Source organism: Sulfitobacter aestuarii, assembly GCF_042685005.1.
GTDB classification, from domain to species: Bacteria; Pseudomonadota; Alphaproteobacteria; order Rhodobacterales; family Rhodobacteraceae; genus Sulfitobacter; species Sulfitobacter aestuarii.
Genome location: NZ_JBHUMP010000010.1, coordinates 50,007 through 67,088 on the forward strand (window position 1 = coordinate 50,007; position 17,082 = coordinate 67,088).

Consider the following 17,082-nt stretch of genomic DNA (forward strand, 5'->3'; position numbering starts at 1 on the left):
CTGTGATCACGGTCGACCGTTTGCGCTGATCTGCCTTGTCGTTTCGCGCTGCAGCTTGCGGCGGATCTGGGCCGGGTAATCCTCGAATCCATTGGCGGTGATCACGAAGGCGCCCTCGCCATGGATCAGGTTTTCGAAGAAATATGCAGTGAGATCGGCCTCGTCGGTCTCGATTGCCAGCGCATTGACCACGATCCCGGCATCGCGCAGCAGCCCGCGCAGCTCCCCCGGGGCGATCCCCTCGTTCGAGACCCCGTCCCCGGAGACGTCGATGACCCTGCGGCGACATTCAGGCACTGCTTCGAAGCTTGCGATGGCCAGGTTCAGCGCCTCGCCGATGGCAGTGGAGAAGTTGCGCCAGCGTCGCGGCGTTGCGACAATCTGCCTCGCCAGGCGTTCCACGTCGGCAGGCTGTGCAAGCCCGGTCCAGGGCACCACCTGCGCCTGGCGAGAACTGCCCGACCATTGGATCAGCGTCACCTCGGCGCGCTGATCGACCAGCGCCTCGGCGACGATCCCGTCATTCAGCGCGGCGGCGAGTCCGTCCATCTGGATGCGGTATTCCTCATGATCCACGGAGCCCGAAACATCGACCGCCAGCACCAGCGCGAGGTCGCAGGCGGCAATCGGCAGGGGCCAGAGGGAAAGCAGGGCAAAAAGGCGCAGCATGGGCGAAGCCTAACGCAGAATCGCACCCGGGTCGCGCAGATTGGACCTTCGCATGCGCGGCAGCGACGGAACGCTCCGCGGGGAGTATTTGACGCATAAAGACGCGAAAGGCGCGCCGTTTCGGGCGCGCCTTGATCCTTGCGGGGCGGTCTTTTTCAGCCCAGCGTGCTGTCGATACCCTTGCAGGCTTCGACCAGGCCTTTGACGGCCTTAACCGAATTGTCGAACATGCCCTGCTCGTCCTTGTTCATCGAGATTTCGACGATGCGCTCGATGCCACCGGCACCGATCACCGTCGGCACGCCGACATAGAACCCGTTGAGACCATAGGCGCCGTCCACATAGGCGGCGCAGGGCAGGACGCGCTTTTGATCCTTGAGGTAGCTCTCGGCCATTTCGATGGCGGAGGTGGCCGGTGCGTAGAAGGCCGAGCCGGTCTTCAGCAGGCCGACGATCTCGGCGCCGCCGTCGCGGGTGCGCTGCACGATCGCGTCGAGCTTCTCCTGGCTGGTCCAGCCCATCTTCACCAGGTCCGGCAGCGGGATGCCCGCAACGGTGGAATAGCGGACCAGCGGCACCATCGTGTCGCCATGGCCGCCGAGCACGAAGGCGGTGACGTCCTTCATCGAGACGTTGAATTCGCTGGCGAGGAAGTGGCGGAAACGCGCGGAATCGAGCACGCCCGCCATCCCGCAGACCTTCTCATGCGGCAGGCCGGAGAATTCGCGCAGCGCCCAGACCATCGCATCCAGCGGGTTGGTGATGCAGATGACGAAAGCGTCCGGCGCGTGTTTGGCGATGCCCTCGCCGACCGATTTCATCACCTTGAGGTTGATGCCGAGCAGGTCGTCGCGGCTCATCCCGGGCTTGCGGGCGACACCGGCGGTCACGATACAGACATCGGCACCCGCGATATCCGCGTAATCCTGCGTGCCGGAAAGGGTCGCGTCGAATTTCCCTGCCGGACCGGATTCTGCGATGTCCAGCGCCTTGCCTTCGGGCGTACCCTCGGCAATGTCGAACAGGACGACGTCGCCCAGTTCCTTCAGTGCTGCGAGGTGAGCGAGCGTGCCGCCGATCTGCCCGGCGCCGATCAGGGCGATTTTGGGTCTGGCCATTGTGGTATCTCCAACAAGGTTGCGTTGGCGCCGGCATACCGAAATGCGCGGCACCGTGCAAGTTGCGCGTCGGGCGTTGCCACAAAGTGTTGAGTTAAAACAAAAAAGGCTGCCCGCACGGGGCAGCCTTCGAGATGTGAGCTTTCAGGCTCTATCAGTCGACCTGATACTCGGGCTGGGATTCCAGCGCTTCTTCGGTGCTGTCGATATAGATGCGGATATCGTCGCCTTCGGCGTTCTTGAGGATCTGCAACTCGTCGAAGGTCACGGCGACCGGCTTTTCGCCAAGCCCCAGGAAGCCACCCACGTTGATTACAACGCGCTCGACCTTGCCGTCTTCAGACATGATCAGGGTGTCCACTTCGCCGACGGATTCGTCATTCACGCCATAGACGCTGGTGCCTTCGATATCTTCGGCGGTCATTGCCTGAACCTCTTCCATCGGCGCTTCGGCATAGCCTTCACGCTCGACCTGCGGACGGGTCAGCAGGGGACGGTCAGTGGTGGTGACGACGGTATTGTCCTCGGCCATGGTCTCGGTTTCGACAGCTTCGCCTTCGACATTGGCTTCAGCTTCGGCGGCCAGTTCCTCGGTCTCGGCTTCAGCGTTCTCGGCCATCTCCTCGGTTTCGGTCTCGACATTCTGAGCCATCTCTTCGGTCTCGGTCTCGACGTTCTGAGCCATTTCCTCGGTCTCGGCCTCGGCATTCTCGGCCATCTGCTCGGTCTCGGCTTCGGCGTTCTCTGCCATCTGCTCCGTCTCGGCTTCCATGTTTTCGGCCGATTGCTCCATGCTCGCGTCCATCGGACGTTCGAACTCGGGCGATTGCTCCAGCATTTCCTTGGACGTGTTCACCACGAGGAAACGCTCGTTGCTGTCGCCTTCCTCGCGCAGGATCTTGATCTTGTCCATCGAGATCGACACGTCGCGCTCGCCCATGCCGAGGAAGCCACCGATCCCGAGGATCACGGCGGAAACGTCACCTTCGGGGGTGATGATGATATCGTTGATCTCGCCGATATCGTCCCATTCCTGTTCAGCGCCATCGGCGATACGGGCTTCGGCATCAACCTCTGCTTCGGAATTATAAATGCGCATACCGATCAGATCGGAGGCGAAGAAATCATCTTGCTGAACCTGTACGGAGCCGAACCCTTCGGTATGGGTTTCGGCATAGGCCGCGCCGGTCATCGTCAGCAGAACTGCGGTAGTGCTTAGAAAACGTTTCATTTCGTGTACTCCTGGTTCTTTCGCGAGTGTCGATCACTCTCCTGTGTTCCCAACACCCAGCCCTGCCGCCGGTTCCGCGCGAACTTGCCAATTTCTGTCCCACACTCGCTTTTTGCTTGCCGCGCGCTCATCCGACTCAGGCGCGCCGCAAAGCGCATAGCCCTGACGGCGGGACCTTCTTTCCCGCGATGCGCGAAGTTGACTCAGGTCTCGGAGGTTTCATGCGACAAGGTTTCGGCCAATTTCTCGAAAGCGCGGCCCGAGGCGATCATGCAGGTCTGGCCGCGCGGATCAGTCATGGTGATCGTCCAGCTGCCGGTCGTATCGGAAGCGAAAATCTCGACCAGCACATCGCCGCCGGTACTGGCGCCGAGCCCGACCGAATGCCGCGTCTCGCCATAGCCCTCCGCCAACCGGGTCACCACCGTCTCGCGGGGCGCACAATTCTGCGGGGCCGCCGAAGCTTCGCCCAGCGTCATCAGAAGGGCCACCGCGCTGCTCAGCCCGGTCAGGTGAATGGATGTGATTCTGCTGTTCATGACGTTCTGCCTTTCCCTGGATGGCAAAAGCCTGCTGCCCGGCAGCTGAAAATCGGGTTAACGCGGCGTTCGGCAGCGCTATTCGCTGCAGTGCGGCGAAATGGGTCTTGAGTTTTTCGGGCAAAAATGCCCCTTTTGCGCGCAATATTGTTGCCAAGTCAGACTGCGGAGTCCCTCCATGTCCAAAATCACCCGTCCGTTGCGCTCCGTGCTGTATATTCCGGCGTCGAAATCGCGCGCGCTCGACAAGGCCCGGAACCTGCCCTGCGACGCGATCATCTTCGATCTCGAAGACGCGGTCAGCCCGCAGGAGAAACCCGCCGCCCGTGCACCGCTGGCCGAAGCGCTGGCCCAGGACGGTTTTGGCGCCCGGCTCAAGGTGGTGCGCATCAACGGGCTCGACACCGAATGGGGCCGTGCCGATGCCCGCGCCGTCGCAGAGATGCGGCCTGACGCGGTGTTGCTGCCCAAGGTCGGTACGCCTGACGACCTGCAGGCTCTTGCGGAAATCACCGGGGATTTGCCGCTCTGGGCGATGATGGAGACGCCGGGCGGTGTGCTCAACGCACCCGCCATCGCCGCGCATCCGCTGTTGCAGGCGCTGGTCATGGGCACCAATGATCTTGCCAAGGATCTCGGCAGCCGCGCCCGCCCGGACCGACTGCCGCTGCAGTCGGGTCTCGGGCTGTGCCTGCTGGCCGCCAAGGCGCAGGGCCGCGCGGTTATCGACGGCGTCTATAATGCCTTCAAGGACGAGGACGGGCTGCGCGCGGAATGCGAGCAGGGCCGCGACTTGGGGTTCGACGGCAAGACCCTGATCCACCCGGCGCAGCTCGCCATCGCCAACGAAGTCTTTTCCCCCAGTGACGCCGATGTCGAGCTCGCCACCCGGCAGATCACCGCTTTCGAGGCGGCAGAGGCCGCCGGAGAAGGCGTGGCCGTGGTCGAGGGGCGGATCGTCGAGAACCTGCATGTTGCCACTGCGCGCGAAATACTGGCAAAACACGCTGCAATCGCAGAGATGAACCCGGAGTAAACCCATGGCCCTTCTGATCCTCGGTCTGATCCTCTGGATCGCCGCCCATTGGTTCAAACGCCTGGCCCCCGGGCCGCGCGCCGCTATGGGCAATCCAGGCAAGGGGCTTGTCGCCGTGGCGCTGGTGATCGCGCTTGGGCTGATCATCTACGGTTACCGCAGCGCCGCCTTCGTGGATGTCTGGTATCCGCCCGCCTTCATGGTCCACATCAACAATACGCTGATGCTGCTGGCGCTCTGGGTCTGGGGTTCGAGCGCTGCGAAAGGGGCCAAGGCCTGGCCCGCATCGCGCATCCGCCATCCGCAGCTCACCGCGGTGAAGATCTGGGCGCTTGCGCATCTGCTGGTCAACGGCGATCTGGCCAGCATGCTGTTGTTCGGCACGATGATGGGCTGGGCAGTCGGTTCGGTGATCCTGATCAACCGCAGCGAGCCGAACTGGACCCCGCCGCCGCCCGCAGGCCGGGCCACCTATATCCGGCTCGCGGTGATCACGCTGGTTGTCTTCGCCCTGATCGCCGCCATCCACATCTGGCTCGGCGTCTGGCCCTTCCCTTCCTGAACAATCGGAGTTTCACATGAAACTATATCGCTTTCTGTCTGAAGAGGACACTTCCGCCTTCTGTCACAAGGTCAGCGAGGCGCTGAGCAAGGGATGGGAGCTTTACGGCACCCCGACCCAGACATGGGACGCGGCCGCGGGGGTCATGCGCTGCGGTCAGGCGGTGATCAAGGAGGTCGAAGGCAGCTATTCGCCCGATCTCAAGCTGGGAGCGCAGTGATGGGAGCCAAGACCAACCCGGGCCGTTTCTTCGAGGATTACCACGTCGGCGACACGATCCACCATGCGGTGCCGCGCTCTGTCGGGCAAGGCGAACGGGCGCTCTATCATGCGCTCTACCCGGCGCGTCACGCGCTCTATTCCTCCGATATGTTCGCGCGCGCCTGCGGCCTGCCCGCCAGCCCGCTCGATGACCTGATCGCGTTCCACGTGGTGTTCGGCAAGACCGTGCCGGATGTCTCGCTCAATGCCGTGGCCAATCTCGGATATGCGCAGGGCCGCTGGCTGGCGCCGGTCTGGCCGGGCGATACGCTGCGCTCGGTCTCCGAGGTGATCGGGGTCAAGGAGAATTCCAACGGCAAGACCGGCGTCGTCTGGGTCCGCACCAGCGGCTATAACCAGCATGGCAAGGCGGTGCTGGAATATGTCCGCTGGGTGATGGTGCGCAAACGCGATGCCGCCTCCGCCGCGCCGGAGCCCGTGGTGCCAGACCTGCTGAGCGCGCTCGATGCAGAGGCGCTGAAGATCCCCGAAGGGCTCGATTTCAGCGATTACGATTTCACCCTTGCCGGAGAGCCGCATCGCTGGGGCGATTACGAGATCGGCGAGCAGATCGACCATGTCGATGGCGTCACCGTCGAGGAAGCCGAGCATATGGTCGCGACGCGGCTCTGGCAGAACACCGCCAAGGTGCATTTCGATACCTCTGCCCGCCCCGACGGCAGCCGCCTGATCTATGGCGGTCACGTGATCTCCATGGCCCGGGCGCTGTCGTTCAACGGGCTGGCCAATGCGCAGATGATCGTCGGGCTCAACGGCGGCGCGCATGCCAATCCCTGCCTGTCGGGCGATACGGTGCGCGCCTGGTCCGAAGTGCTCGACAAGGCCGACACACCCGCCCCCGGCGTCGGCGCGATCCGGCTGCGGCTGGTCGCCACCAAGGACGGCGATCCCTTCCGTCTCAAGGGCGAGGACGGGAAATATCTTCCCGAGGTGCTGCTCGATCTCGATTACTGGGCATTGATGCCGAAATGATCCGGGGCCGGGGCGCCCTCGTGTTGCCGCCCCGGCCTTCCCATCGGGCCCAACCGCACCTTGTGGGCAAACCGGCTTGACCGGGAACTGAGTCGCAACCGCGCCAGAACCCCGTGCCGACCCCGCTTTTCAAACAGAACATCCGCAACATTTCGCTGATTGACCGCTTTTGTGATCACACCCCATTTCGCCGTGATCACAAATGTCGGATTGGGGCTGGCCAAAGCCGGACGACTGCTGAAATATCTTCACCGAGCCTTTAGACTCCATCGTGTAACGCGATTTGACTGGAACAGAAACGGGACCGTTTTTCATGAACATCCACGAATATCAGGCGAAAGCCCTCCTGCGCAGCTACGGCGCCCCTGTCTCCGACGGCCGCGTCGTGCTGAAAGCCGAAGACGCCAAGACCGCCGCCGGTGCGCTCGACGGTCCGCTGTGGGTGGTCAAGGCCCAGATCCACGCCGGCGGTCGCGGCAAGGGTTCGTTCAAGGAAGCCGATGCCGGTGACAAGGGCGGTGTGCGTCTTGCAAAGTCGGTGGAGGAAGCCGCCGAGGAAACCAAGAAGATGCTCGGCCGCACCCTCGTGACCCATCAGACCGGCCCGGCAGGCAAGCAGGTCAACCGGATCTACATCGAAGACGGCTCCGGCATCGAAACCGAGCTCTACCTTGCCCTGCTGGTCGATCGTCAGACCAGCCGCATCTCCTTCGTCTGCTCCACCGAGGGCGGCATGGATATCGAGGAAGTCGCTGCCAGCACGCCCGACAAGATCCTCTCTTTCAGCGTCGACCCGGCCAGCGGCTACCAGCCCTTCCACGGCCGCCGCATCGCCTTCGCCCTCGGGCTCGAGGGCAAGCAGGTCAAGCAATGCGTCGGCCTGATGGGGCTGCTCTACAAAGCCTTCACCGAGAAGGACATGGAGATGCTTGAAATAAACCCGCTGATCGTCACCGACAGCGGCGATCTCAAGGTGCTCGACGCCAAGGTCAGCTTTGACGGCAACGCGATCTACCGCCACGGCGACATCGCCGACCTGCGCGACACCACCGAGGAGGACAGCAAGGAGCTCGAAGCCTCGAAATATGACCTGAACTACATCGCGCTGGATGGCGAGATCGGCTGCATGGTCAATGGCGCGGGCCTCGCGATGGCGACCATGGACATCATCAAGCTCTACGGCGCCGAGCCGGCCAACTTCCTCGACGTCGGCGGCGGTGCCACCAAGGAAAAGGTCACCGAAGCCTTCAAGATCATCACCTCCGACCCGCAGGTCAAAGGCATCCTCGTGAACATCTTCGGCGGCATCATGCGCTGTGACGTGATCGCCGAGGGCGTTGTCGCCGCGGTCAAGGAAGTCGGGCTGAAAGTGCCGCTGGTGGTGCGTCTGGAAGGCACCAATGTCGATGCCGGCAAGGAAATCATCAACAATTCCGGTCTCGACGTGATCGCCGCGGATGACCTCAAGGACGGGGCGCAGAAGATCGTCAAGGCGGTCAAGGGCTGAACCGCCCTCCGAGGAGCTTTGCCATGACCCTGCCCGCGCCCATGTCCTCCCCCGCCCTGCCGGAGCTTTCCGGCCTGACGGGTGGTGACGGCGGCCGGGCGGTCTAGGTGGACCGGATATGAACCAGCGTATCGCAGAACAGAAACATCCCGACGCCGCGCCCAGCAAGGCACGGAACCACGCCGCCCAGCTCCGGCAGGGCGACCTCCCGGACGCACCCCTTAGCTGGCTGGCGACCGGCGCCGTGGTTGTCGCGATCTGCCTGAAGATCCTCGCGGTGCAGCTTCTGCCGCTCACTCTGCAGGAAACGCTGCTGGCCGAGGGCGGTCTCTACGAGACGCTTTCGGTGCTGCTTTATCTCGTCGCGGTGATTGCGCTGCTTGCGCTGTTCCCGCTGCGGCAGGTGGCGCAGCGCTGGTATCTGCCGGTGCTGCTTCTGCTCTTCGCCGCGCGCGAGCTCGATCTCGACAAAGCCCCCTTCACCCTCGGCCTGCTGAAGGCCCGCCAATACAGCAGCGACGCGGTGCCCATGGGGGAAAAGATCATCGCGGCGATCCTGCTGATCGCCATTCTCGGTACGCTGATCGTGACCCTGCGTCGCGAGACCGGCGCTCTGCTGAAGGCGCTGATGCGGGGCAGCGCCGCCGCGATGGCGATCGTGATCGGGCTGTTCCTCGGCATCGCCGCCAAGACCTTCGACGGGTTGGCCCGCAAGCTCTCTCCCTTCGGCATCGATCTCTCCGAGGGGTTCAACCACACGATCTACGTGATCGAGGAGATCGGCGAACTGGGCATCCCCCTGATGTTCCTCACCGCCATCCTGCTGCTCGCGCAGCGCGCCCGACATCGCAATCAGCCTCCGCAAAGGGCCGACGAAATCTGACCTGCCCTGCGCATCGGCGCGCCGCGGCACCCCAAACTGACCAAGGAAAAAACATGGCCGTACTCGTAGACGAAAACACCAAAGTCATCTGTCAGGGCCTCACCGGCTCGCAGGGCACGTTCCACACCGAACAGGCGATCGCCTATGGCACCAAGATGGTCGGCGGCGTGACCCCCGGCAAGGGCGGTCAGACCCATCTTGACCTGCCGGTGTTCAACTCGGTGCACGAGGCCAAGCACGTGACCGAAGCCAATGCCAGCGTGATCTACGTTCCGCCGCCCTTCGCCGCGGATTCGATCCTCGAGGCGATCGACGCCGAGATGGAGCTGATCGTCTGCATCACCGAAGGCATCCCGGTGCTCGATATGATGCGCGTCAAACGCGCGCTCGAAGGGTCGAAGTCGCGGCTCATCGGGCCGAACTGCCCGGGCATCATCACGCCCGACGCCTGCAAGATCGGCATCATGCCCGGCCATATCCACAAGCGCGGCTCCTGCGGCGTTGTCTCGCGTTCCGGCACGCTGACCTACGAGGCGGTCAAGCAGACTTCCGATCTCGGCCTCGGCCAATCCTCCGCCGTCGGCATCGGCGGTGACCCGATCAAGGGGACCGAGCATATCGACGTGCTAGAGATGTTCCTCGCCGATCCGGAAACCCAGTCGATCATCATGATCGGCGAAATCGGCGGCTCCGCCGAAGAGGAAGCGGCGCAATTCCTCGCTGACGAGAAAAAGAAGGGCCGCTGGAAGCCGACCGCCGGTTTCATTGCCGGGCGCACCGCCCCTCCGGGCCGCCGCATGGGTCATGCCGGAGCCATCGTGGCCGGTGGCAAGGGCGGCGCAGAAGACAAGATCGAAGCCATGCGCGCGGCGGGCATCGTGGTGGCGGACAGCCCCGCGACCCTCGGCGAAGCGGTGCAGGAAGCGATCGACAAGGGCTAACCCCGTCGGGCGGGTGCCTGCCATCCGCCCGACCCCGGCGACCCCGGTAATATCACCGCGGCGCCACTCATTAAGTGATGTCAAGTGAGGCACTCGTCATGACCGAACAACCCGCCAACGATCAATTTCACGCATCCTCCTTCCTGGAAGGCCAGAATGCGGAATATCTCGAGGCCATGTATGCCCGCTACGCCAACGACCCCGATGCGGTCGATGAGGCGTGGCAGGCGTTCTTCAATGCCATGGGGGATGACGATGCCGCCGTCCGGGCGGAGGCGGCGGGCCCGAGCTGGGCGCGCCCCGACTGGCCGCCGATGCCCTCCGACGAGATCACCGGCGCGCTGACCGGGCAATGGCCTGCCCCCGCCGAAGGCACTGCCGCGGGTGACAAGATCAAGGCCAAGGCCGAGGAAAAGGGCGTCAAGCTCGGTGATGCGCAGGTCCGACAGGCGGTGCTCGACTCGATCCGCGCGCTGATGATCATCCGCGCCTACCGGATCCGCGGGCATCTCGTGGCCGATCTGGACCCGTTGGGCATGCGCGACACCGGCCATCACGCCGAACTTGACCCGAAATCCTACGGATTTACCGAGGCCGACATGGACCGGCCGATCTTCATTGACAACGTGCTGGGGCTTGAGGTCGCCTCGCTGCGCCAGATCCTCGACATCGTCAAACGCACCTATTGCGGCACTTTCGCACTGCAATACATGCACATCTCCGACCCCGAGCAATCGGCCTGGCTGAAGGAACGGATCGAGGGCTACGGCAAGGAGATCCATTTCTCAAAGGAAGGCCGCCGCGCCATCCTCAACAAGCTGGTCGAGGCCGAGGGTTTCGAGAAGTTCCTGCATGTCAAATACATGGGCACCAAGCGTTTCGGTCTTGATGGAGGCGAAAGCCTGATCCCGGCGATGGAGCAGATCATCAAGCGCGGCGGTCAGCTCGGCATTCAGGACATCGTCATCGGCATGCCGCACCGTGGCCGCCTCTCGGTGCTCGCCAATGTGATGCAGAAACCCTACCGGGCGATCTTCAACGAATTCCAGGGCGGCAGCTTCAAGCCGGAAGAGGTCGACGGCTCCGGCGACGTGAAATACCACCTCGGCGCTTCCTCGGACCGCGAGTTCGACGGCAATATCGTGCACCTGTCGCTGACCGCCAACCCGAGCCATCTCGAGGCGGTCAACCCGGTGGTGCTCGGCAAGGCCCGCGCCAAGCAGGACCAGCTCCACGACAGCACCCGCAGCAAGGCGATGCCGGTGCTGCTGCACGGCGATGCCGCCTTCGCCGGTCAGGGCGTCGTGGCGGAATGTTTCGCGCTTTCCGGCCTCAAGGGGCACCGCACGGGCGGCACCATGCATATCGTGGTGAACAACCAGATTGGCTTCACCACCGCGCCGCATTTCTCGCGCTCCTCGCCCTACCCGACCGACAATGCGCTGGTCGTCGAGGCGCCGATCTTCCACGTCAACGGCGATGACCCCGAAGCGGTGGTCCACGCCGCCCGGGTCGCCACCGAATTCCGCCAGAAGTTCAACAAGGACGTGGTGATCGACATCTTCTGCTACCGCCGCTTCGGTCACAACGAAGGCGACGAGCCGATGTTCACCAACCCCTTGATGTACAAGGAGATCAAACAGCAGAAGACGACGCTCAGCCTCTATACCGAGCGGCTCGTCAAGGACGGTCTGATCCCAGAGGGCGAGATCGAGGACATGAAGGCCGCCTTCCAGTCCATGCTCAACGAGGAATTCGAGGCCGGCAAGGATTACCGCCCCAACAAGGCCGACTGGCTCGACGGGAAATGGTCGCATCTCGACAAGATGAAGCAGAAGAAATACCAGCGCGGCAAGACCGCGATCTCCGGGGAAACGCTCAAGGAGATCGGCAAGGCACTGGTCACCGCCCCCGAGGATTACCCGCTGCACCGCACCATCTCGCGGCTGCTCGAGGCCAAGGCCGCGATGTTTGAAAGCGGCAAGGGCTTTGACTGGGCCACGGCGGAGGCGCTGGCCTTCGGCTCGCTGCTCACCGAGGGCTACAAGGTCCGCCTGGCCGGTCAGGACAGCACCCGCGGCACCTTCAGCCAACGCCATTCGGCTTTCATCAACCAGCAGAGCGAGGAACGCTACTACCCGCTCAACCACATCCGCAAGGGTCAGGCCGAATACGAGGTCATCGACTCGATGCTCAGCGAATATGCGGTGCTTGGCTTCGAATACGGCTATTCGCTCTCCGAACCCAACGCTCTGACCCTCTGGGAAGCGCAGTTCGGCGACTTCGCCAATGGCGCGCAGATCATGTTCGACCAGTTCATCTCGGCGGGGGAATCGAAATGGCTGCGCATGTCGGGCCTCGTCTGCCTGCTGCCGCATGGCTATGAGGGCCAGGGTCCGGAACATTCCAGCGCCCGGCTCGAACGCTTCCTGCAGATGTGCGGCGGCGACAACTGGATCGTGGCCAATTGCACCACCCCGGCGAATTACTTCCACATCCTGCGCCGCCAGCTGCACCGCAGCTATCGCAAGCCGCTGATGCTGATGACGCCGAAATCGCTGCTGCGCCACAAGCTCGCGGTCAGCACGGCGGATGAATTCACCACCGGCTCCTCCTTCCACCGGGTGCTCTGGGACGACGCGCAGCACGGCAATTCGGACACCCAGCTGGTTCCTGACGACCAGATCAAGCGGCTCGTCATGTGTTCGGGCAAGGTCTATTACGACCTGCTCGAAGAGCGCGACGCCCGCGGCATCGACGACATCTACCTGATGCGTTTCGAGCAATTCTATCCCTTCCCGGCGCAATCGGCGGTGAAGGAGCTCGAACGCTTCAAACAGGCCGAGATGATCTGGTGTCAGGAAGAGCCGAAGAACCAGGGCGCCTGGACATTCATCGAGCCGAATATCGAATGGGTGCTGAGCCGGATCGAGGCCAAGCATTCGCGTCCGCGCTATGTCGGGCGCGCCACTGCCGCCTCCCCGGCCACCGGCCTGGCCTCGCAGCACAAGAAACAACAACAGGCGCTCGTCGACGAAGCCCTGAGCATCGAAGGAAATTAACCATGACTAGCGAAGTTCGAGTACCCACGCTGGGCGAATCCGTGACCGAGGCGACCGTGGCGACATGGTTCAAGAAACCCGGCGAGAAAGTCGCCGTCGACGAGATGCTCTGTGAGCTCGAGACCGACAAGGTCACCGTCGAAGTGCCAAGTCCGGTGGCCGGTACCATGGGCGATATCGTCGCTGCCGAGGGCGATACCGTCGGCGTCGATGCCCTGCTTGCCACGATCAGTGAAAGCGGCGGCCCCGCCGAAGGCGATGATCCGGCGGAGAAGTCGATCGACGCGGGCCCCGAACATCCGAGCCCGCGCGAACCCAAGGACGGCAAGGACGGCGACCCCGCGGGCGGCGCTTCCGTCGACGTGATGGTGCCCAGCCTCGGCGAAAGCGTCACCGAAGCCACGGTCAGCACCTGGTTCAAGAAGGTCGGCGATACCGTCGCGCAGGACGAAATGCTCTGCGAGCTCGAGACCGACAAGGTCAGCGTCGAAGTCCCAAGCCCCGCGGCCGGAGTGCTGAGCGAGATCCTCGCCGAAGAAGGCAGCAGCGTCGAAGCCTCGGGAAGGCTCGCGGTGATCACCTCGGGTGACGGCGCCAAGGCGTCGGCCAGCGCGCAGGAAACCGCGCCCGCCCCGGCGGCCCAGAAGGTCGAAAGCAGCGACGGCAAGGATATCGAGGACGCGCCCTCGGCCAAGAAGGCCATGGCAGAGGCCGGTATCAGCCGCGATCAGGTCACCGGCTCGGGCCGTGACGGCCGCATCATGAAGGAAGACGTGGCTTCGGCCATCGCCGCAGGCAATTCGGCAGCCAAGGACAGCGCCGAGAACGCCCCGGCCCCGGCCAAACGCGCGCCTTCGGCAGCCGATGACGCGGCGCGCGAGGAACGCGTCAAGATGACCCGCCTCAAGCAGACCATGGCCCGCCGCCTCAAGGAAGCGCAGAACACCGCCGCAATCCTGACCACCTTCAACGAGGTGGACATGAGCGAGATCATGGCCCTGCGCAACGAGTACAAGGAACAGTTCGAGAAGAAACACGGCGTCCGCATGGGCTTCATGTCCTTCTTCACCAAGGCCTGCTGCCATGCGCTGAAGGAGATCCCAGAGGTCAATGCCGAGATCGACGGCACCGACGTGATCTACAAGAACTACGTGCATATGGGCGTCGCCGCGGGCACCCCTACTGGCCTCGTCGTGCCGGTGATCCGCAACGCCGACGCCATGTCATTTGCCGAGATCGAAAAGGCGATCAACGAAAAGGGCAAGCGCGCCCGCGATGGCAAGCTGACCATGGCCGACATGCAGGGCGGCACCTTTACTATCTCCAACGGCGGCGTCTATGGCTCGCTGATGACGGCCCCGATCCTCAACCCGCCGCAATCGGGCATCCTCGGCATGGCGAAGATCCAGGACCGCCCGATGGCGATCGGCGGCGAAGTGGTGATCCGCCCGATGATGTATATCTCGCTGAGCTACGATCACCGGATCATCGACGGCAAGGGCGCGGTGACCTTCCTCGTGCGGGTCAAGGAGCTGCTCGAAGATCCGCGTCGCCTTCTGATGGACCTGTGATAGGCTGGGCGGGGGCCTTCCCCGTCCTAAGTCCAACGGCAGGGGCGATTTTATCGCCCCGCCCAAACGCACAGGAGCCTGCACATGACCGAAGCACATATTCTCGCCCTCTATGGCTTTCTTGTTCTTCTGACCCTGCTGTTGCAGGTCACCGGCTCGATGCAGCAGCTCAGCCTCGGCTATTTGATGTCCAACCGTGACGAGCACCGCTCGGTCACCGGCTGGACCGCCCGGCTCAAGCGCGCGCTCGACAATTCGGTGGTCGCCATGGCGCTGTTCGCGCCCGCAATCCTGCTGCTGATCGCCACCAAACAGACCTCCGATGCCTCGCTGCTCGCGGCGCAGGTCTTCCTCATCGGTCGCATCGTCTATCTCCCGGCCTATGTCTTCGGCCTCGTCGGCCTGCGGACGCTTTCCTGGCTCGTCGGCTTCGCCGCCACCACGGTGCTCTACTTCCTCGCCCTCTGACCCCGAACGCCATTCTTTTAAGGATTAGCCATGCAATTGCTCTGCACTTATGAGATCAGCGGCTTTGACGCCTGGAAAACCGCCTTCGACGATGATGCCGATGCCCGCCGCGAAGCCGGGTTGACGGTGTTGCAGATCTGGCGCGACGCCGACAGCGACAGCCGCGCCTTCGTCCTCCTCGGCCTCACCGACCGCCCCCGCGCCCAGGCCTGGCTCGACCGCTCCGAGGCGCTGCGCTCGGATGACGCGGGTACGGTCACTGCCACCACCGCCCATTTCCTCGCCACCGCATGAGCGCCGAACTCACCGTCCTGGCGCTGGCGGCCTTGTTGCAGATGCTGCAATTCGCCGCCTTCGCAATCCCCGCCAACCGGGAGCTCGGACCGGGCTACACGATGTCGGCGCGCGACCGCGCCCCCTCGCGCCCGATGTCCGACCGCACCGCGCGGCTCGGCCGGGCGCTCGACAATCATTTCGAGGGGCTGATCCTCTTCACCATCGCGGTGCTGGTGATCGAGATTTCGGGCAGCAACAGCCTGCTCACCGCGGGTTGCGCCTGGCTCTACCTGATCGCGCGGATCGCCTATGTTCCCGCCTATGCCCTCGGCCTGCGCCCGGGCCGTTCGCTGATGTGGTTCGTCGGCTTCCTCGCCACCGCCCTGATGCTGCTTGCGGCGCTGTTCTGATGCATTCCCCTCCCCGCCCGCGGATCTTGCCCTTCTTTGGGTCTGAAATACCTCGGGGGTCCGGGTGCAGCGCCCCCGCCAGGTGCCGCAGAAACACCAATACGTAACCGATAAGATACCGACGTCATATCGACGTCCCCAAAGTCCAAGGAGACCCCTATGTCCAGCTATGATGTCATCGTGATCGGCTCCGGCCCCGGCGGCTATGTCGCGGCCATCCGCTGCGCGCAGCTCGGGCTGAAAACCGCCTGTGTCGAGGGGCGCGAGACGCTGGGCGGCACCTGCCTCAACGTCGGCTGCATTCCCTCCAAGGCCCTGCTGCATGCGACCCATATGCTGCACGAGGCAGAGCACAATTTCGCCGAGATGGGGCTCAAGGGCAAGAGCCCCTCGGTCGACTGGAAACAGATGCTGGCCTACAAGCAGAGCACCATCGACACCAATACCAAGGGCATCGAATTTCTGTTCAAGAAAAACAAGATAGACTGGATCAAGGGTTGGGCCAGCGTGCCCGAGGCAGGCAAGGTCAAGGTCGGCGACGAGACCCACGAAGCCAGGAACATCATCCTCGCCTCCGGCTCCGAAGCCGCCAGCCTGCCCGGGCTTGAGATCGACGAGAAGACCATCGTCACCTCCACCGGCGCGCTTGAACTGGGCAAGATCCCCAAGAAAATGGTGGTCATCGGCGCCGGCGTGATCGGTCTTGAACTCGGCAGCGTCTACGCCCGTCTTGGCAGCGAGGTCACCGTGGTCGAATATCTCGACGCCATCACCCCCGGCATGGACCCCGAGGTCCAGAAGACCTTCCAGCGCATGCTGAAGAAACAGGGCATGAAATTCATCATGGGCGCCGCCGTGCAGGGCGCCGAGGTGGCCAAGGGCAAGGCGAAGGTCAGCTACAAGCTGCGCAAGGATGACAGTGAGCACGAGCTTGACGCCGATACGGTGCTGGTCGCCACCGGGCGCAAACCCTATGTTGACGGGCTCGGGCTCGAGGCGCTCGGCATCGAGATGACCAAGCGCGGCCAGATCGCGGTGAACAACCAGTGGCAGACTTCCGTGAAGGGAATCTACGCCATCGGCGATGTGATCGAAGGCCCGATGCTGGCCCACAAGGCCGAGGACGAAGGCATGGCCGCGGCCGAGGTGATCGCGGGCAAGCATGGTCATGTGAACTACGGCGTGATCCCCGGCGTGATCTACACCCACCCCGAGGTTGCATCCGTGGGCGAGACCGAAGCGACGCTGAAGGAAGCGGGCCGCGCCTACAAAATCGGCAAGTTCAGCTTCATGGGCAATGCCCGCGCCAAGGCGGTCTTCGCCGGTGACGGTTTCGTCAAGCTGATCGCGGACAAGGAAACCGACCGCATCCTCGGCTGCCACATCATCGGCCCCGGTGCCGGCGATCTGATCCACGAGGTCTGCGTGGCGATGGAATTCGGCGCCTCCGCGCAGGATCTGGCGATGACCTGCCACGCCCATCCGACCTATTCCGAAGCGGTGCGCGAAGCGGCGCTGGCCTGCGGCGACGGGCCGATCCACATGTGAGGCGGTC

Annotated in this window: 17 protein-coding genes; 13 read left to right on the forward strand and 4 right to left on the reverse strand. The window is 63.6% G+C overall.

Annotated elements, in window-relative coordinates; translation table 11 throughout:
- Positions 1-6 precede the first annotated feature (6 nt).
- The 4 genes from ACFSUD_RS12295 to ACFSUD_RS12310 form a co-directional block, all read right to left on the reverse strand.
- Complete coding sequence (locus tag ACFSUD_RS12295; RefSeq protein ID WP_386374840.1) at positions 7-669, reverse strand: DUF1194 domain-containing protein; 663 nt, start codon at positions 667-669, stop codon at positions 7-9.
- Positions 670-824: 155 nt separating this feature from the next.
- The gene (gene mdh / locus ACFSUD_RS12300; RefSeq protein ID WP_386374842.1) at positions 825-1,787 is read right to left on the reverse strand and encodes a malate dehydrogenase; all 963 of its coding nucleotides are present in this window, start codon (positions 1,785-1,787) and stop codon (positions 825-827) included.
- A 154-nt stretch (positions 1,788-1,941) separates the two neighbouring features.
- Positions 1,942-3,018: a PRC-barrel domain-containing protein gene (locus ACFSUD_RS12305; protein WP_386374844.1), complete on the reverse strand. Its 1,077-nt coding sequence runs from the start codon at positions 3,016-3,018 to the stop codon at positions 1,942-1,944.
- 203 nt (positions 3,019-3,221) lie between these two features.
- The gene (locus ACFSUD_RS12310; RefSeq protein ID WP_386374845.1) at positions 3,222-3,557 is read right to left on the reverse strand and encodes a hypothetical protein; all 336 of its coding nucleotides are present in this window, start codon (positions 3,555-3,557) and stop codon (positions 3,222-3,224) included.
- A gap of 178 nt (positions 3,558-3,735) precedes the next feature.
- Here ACFSUD_RS12310 and ACFSUD_RS12315 point away from each other — a divergent pair, with 178 nt between their 5' ends.
- The 13 genes from ACFSUD_RS12315 to lpdA all read left to right on the forward strand — a co-directional run bounded on the left by ACFSUD_RS12315 (position 3,736) and on the right by lpdA (position 17,075).
- Positions 3,736-4,593 (forward strand): HpcH/HpaI aldolase/citrate lyase family protein, encoded by an 858-nt coding sequence (locus tag ACFSUD_RS12315; RefSeq protein WP_386374846.1) that lies wholly within the window; start codon positions 3,736-3,738, stop codon positions 4,591-4,593.
- Positions 4,594-4,597: 4 nt separating this feature from the next.
- Positions 4,598-5,155, forward strand: coding sequence for an NnrU family protein (locus ACFSUD_RS12320; RefSeq protein WP_386374848.1), 558 nt, complete (start codon positions 4,598-4,600; stop codon positions 5,153-5,155).
- 16 nt (positions 5,156-5,171) lie between these two features.
- A complete protein-coding gene (locus tag ACFSUD_RS12325) occupies positions 5,172-5,375 on the forward strand; it encodes a DUF1737 domain-containing protein (protein WP_386374850.1) in 204 nt (67 codons plus the stop codon).
- Entirely contained in the window at positions 5,375-6,409 is a 1,035-nt protein-coding gene (locus tag ACFSUD_RS12330; RefSeq protein ID WP_386374852.1) for a MaoC family dehydratase, read from the forward strand. The genes ACFSUD_RS12325 and ACFSUD_RS12330 overlap by 1 nt, the downstream gene beginning before the upstream one ends.
- 313 nt (positions 6,410-6,722) lie before the next feature.
- Complete coding sequence (gene sucC, locus ACFSUD_RS12335) at positions 6,723-7,916, forward strand: ADP-forming succinate--CoA ligase subunit beta (RefSeq protein WP_386374854.1); 1,194 nt, start codon at positions 6,723-6,725, stop codon at positions 7,914-7,916.
- Between the two features lie 118 nt (positions 7,917-8,034).
- Positions 8,035-8,799, forward strand: a complete 765-nt coding sequence (locus ACFSUD_RS12340) for a hypothetical protein (RefSeq protein WP_386374856.1) — start codon at positions 8,035-8,037, stop codon at positions 8,797-8,799.
- Positions 8,800-8,852: 53 nt separating this feature from the next.
- Positions 8,853-9,740 (forward strand): succinate--CoA ligase subunit alpha, encoded by an 888-nt coding sequence (gene sucD, locus ACFSUD_RS12345; RefSeq protein WP_386374857.1) that lies wholly within the window; start codon positions 8,853-8,855, stop codon positions 9,738-9,740.
- Between the two features lie 98 nt (positions 9,741-9,838).
- Positions 9,839-12,802: a 2-oxoglutarate dehydrogenase E1 component gene (locus tag ACFSUD_RS12350; RefSeq protein ID WP_386374859.1), complete on the forward strand. Its 2,964-nt coding sequence runs from the start codon at positions 9,839-9,841 to the stop codon at positions 12,800-12,802.
- 2 nt (positions 12,803-12,804) lie between these two features.
- Complete coding sequence (gene odhB / locus ACFSUD_RS12355; protein WP_386374861.1) at positions 12,805-14,373, forward strand: 2-oxoglutarate dehydrogenase complex dihydrolipoyllysine-residue succinyltransferase; 1,569 nt, start codon at positions 12,805-12,807, stop codon at positions 14,371-14,373.
- A gap of 84 nt (positions 14,374-14,457) precedes the next feature.
- Positions 14,458-14,841 carry an MAPEG family protein gene (locus tag ACFSUD_RS12360; RefSeq protein WP_386374863.1) on the forward strand — a complete coding sequence of 128 codons (384 nt, stop codon included), beginning with the start codon at positions 14,458-14,460 and terminating at the stop codon, positions 14,839-14,841.
- A 30-nt stretch (positions 14,842-14,871) separates the two neighbouring features.
- Positions 14,872-15,135 (forward strand): hypothetical protein, encoded by a 264-nt coding sequence (locus ACFSUD_RS12365; RefSeq protein WP_386374865.1) that lies wholly within the window; start codon positions 14,872-14,874, stop codon positions 15,133-15,135.
- On the forward strand, positions 15,132-15,527 hold the full coding sequence (locus ACFSUD_RS12370) for an MAPEG family protein (protein WP_386374867.1): 396 nt from the start codon (positions 15,132-15,134) through the stop codon (positions 15,525-15,527). The genes ACFSUD_RS12365 and ACFSUD_RS12370 overlap by 4 nt, the downstream gene beginning before the upstream one ends.
- 159 nt (positions 15,528-15,686) lie before the next feature.
- On the forward strand, positions 15,687-17,075 hold the full coding sequence (gene lpdA, locus ACFSUD_RS12375; protein WP_386374868.1) for a dihydrolipoyl dehydrogenase: 1,389 nt from the start codon (positions 15,687-15,689) through the stop codon (positions 17,073-17,075).
- Positions 17,076-17,082 lie beyond the last annotated feature (7 nt).

What these genes read in the sequence shown, in the direction of transcription:
- mdh (WP_386374842.1), bottom strand. Translation starts at nt 1,787, where the DNA reads ATGGCCAGACCCAAAATCGCCCTGATCGGCGCCGGGCAGATCGGCGGC.
- odhB (WP_386374861.1), top strand. Translation starts at nt 12,805, where the DNA reads ATGACTAGCGAAGTTCGAGTACCCACGCTGGGCGAATCCGTGACCGAG.
- ACFSUD_RS12320 (WP_386374848.1), top strand. Translation starts at nt 4,598, where the DNA reads ATGGCCCTTCTGATCCTCGGTCTGATCCTCTGGATCGCCGCCCATTGG.
- ACFSUD_RS12330 (WP_386374852.1), top strand. Translation starts at nt 5,375, where the DNA reads ATGGGAGCCAAGACCAACCCGGGCCGTTTCTTCGAGGATTACCACGTC.
- ACFSUD_RS12365 (WP_386374865.1), top strand. Translation starts at nt 14,872, where the DNA reads ATGCAATTGCTCTGCACTTATGAGATCAGCGGCTTTGACGCCTGGAAA.
- ACFSUD_RS12325 (WP_386374850.1), top strand. Translation starts at nt 5,172, where the DNA reads ATGAAACTATATCGCTTTCTGTCTGAAGAGGACACTTCCGCCTTCTGT.
- ACFSUD_RS12295 (WP_386374840.1), bottom strand. Translation starts at nt 669, where the DNA reads ATGCTGCGCCTTTTTGCCCTGCTTTCCCTCTGGCCCCTGCCGATTGCC.
- sucD (WP_386374857.1), top strand. Translation starts at nt 8,853, where the DNA reads ATGGCCGTACTCGTAGACGAAAACACCAAAGTCATCTGTCAGGGCCTC.
- ACFSUD_RS12360 (WP_386374863.1), top strand. Translation starts at nt 14,458, where the DNA reads ATGACCGAAGCACATATTCTCGCCCTCTATGGCTTTCTTGTTCTTCTG.
- ACFSUD_RS12310 (WP_386374845.1), bottom strand. Translation starts at nt 3,557, where the DNA reads ATGAACAGCAGAATCACATCCATTCACCTGACCGGGCTGAGCAGCGCG.
- ACFSUD_RS12350 (WP_386374859.1), top strand. Translation starts at nt 9,839, where the DNA reads ATGACCGAACAACCCGCCAACGATCAATTTCACGCATCCTCCTTCCTG.
- ACFSUD_RS12340 (WP_386374856.1), top strand. Translation starts at nt 8,035, where the DNA reads ATGAACCAGCGTATCGCAGAACAGAAACATCCCGACGCCGCGCCCAGC.
- ACFSUD_RS12370 (WP_386374867.1), top strand. Translation starts at nt 15,132, where the DNA reads ATGAGCGCCGAACTCACCGTCCTGGCGCTGGCGGCCTTGTTGCAGATG.
- lpdA (WP_386374868.1), top strand. Translation starts at nt 15,687, where the DNA reads ATGTCCAGCTATGATGTCATCGTGATCGGCTCCGGCCCCGGCGGCTAT.
- sucC (WP_386374854.1), top strand. Translation starts at nt 6,723, where the DNA reads ATGAACATCCACGAATATCAGGCGAAAGCCCTCCTGCGCAGCTACGGC.
- ACFSUD_RS12305 (WP_386374844.1), bottom strand. Translation starts at nt 3,018, where the DNA reads ATGAAACGTTTTCTAAGCACTACCGCAGTTCTGCTGACGATGACCGGC.
- ACFSUD_RS12315 (WP_386374846.1), top strand. Translation starts at nt 3,736, where the DNA reads ATGTCCAAAATCACCCGTCCGTTGCGCTCCGTGCTGTATATTCCGGCG.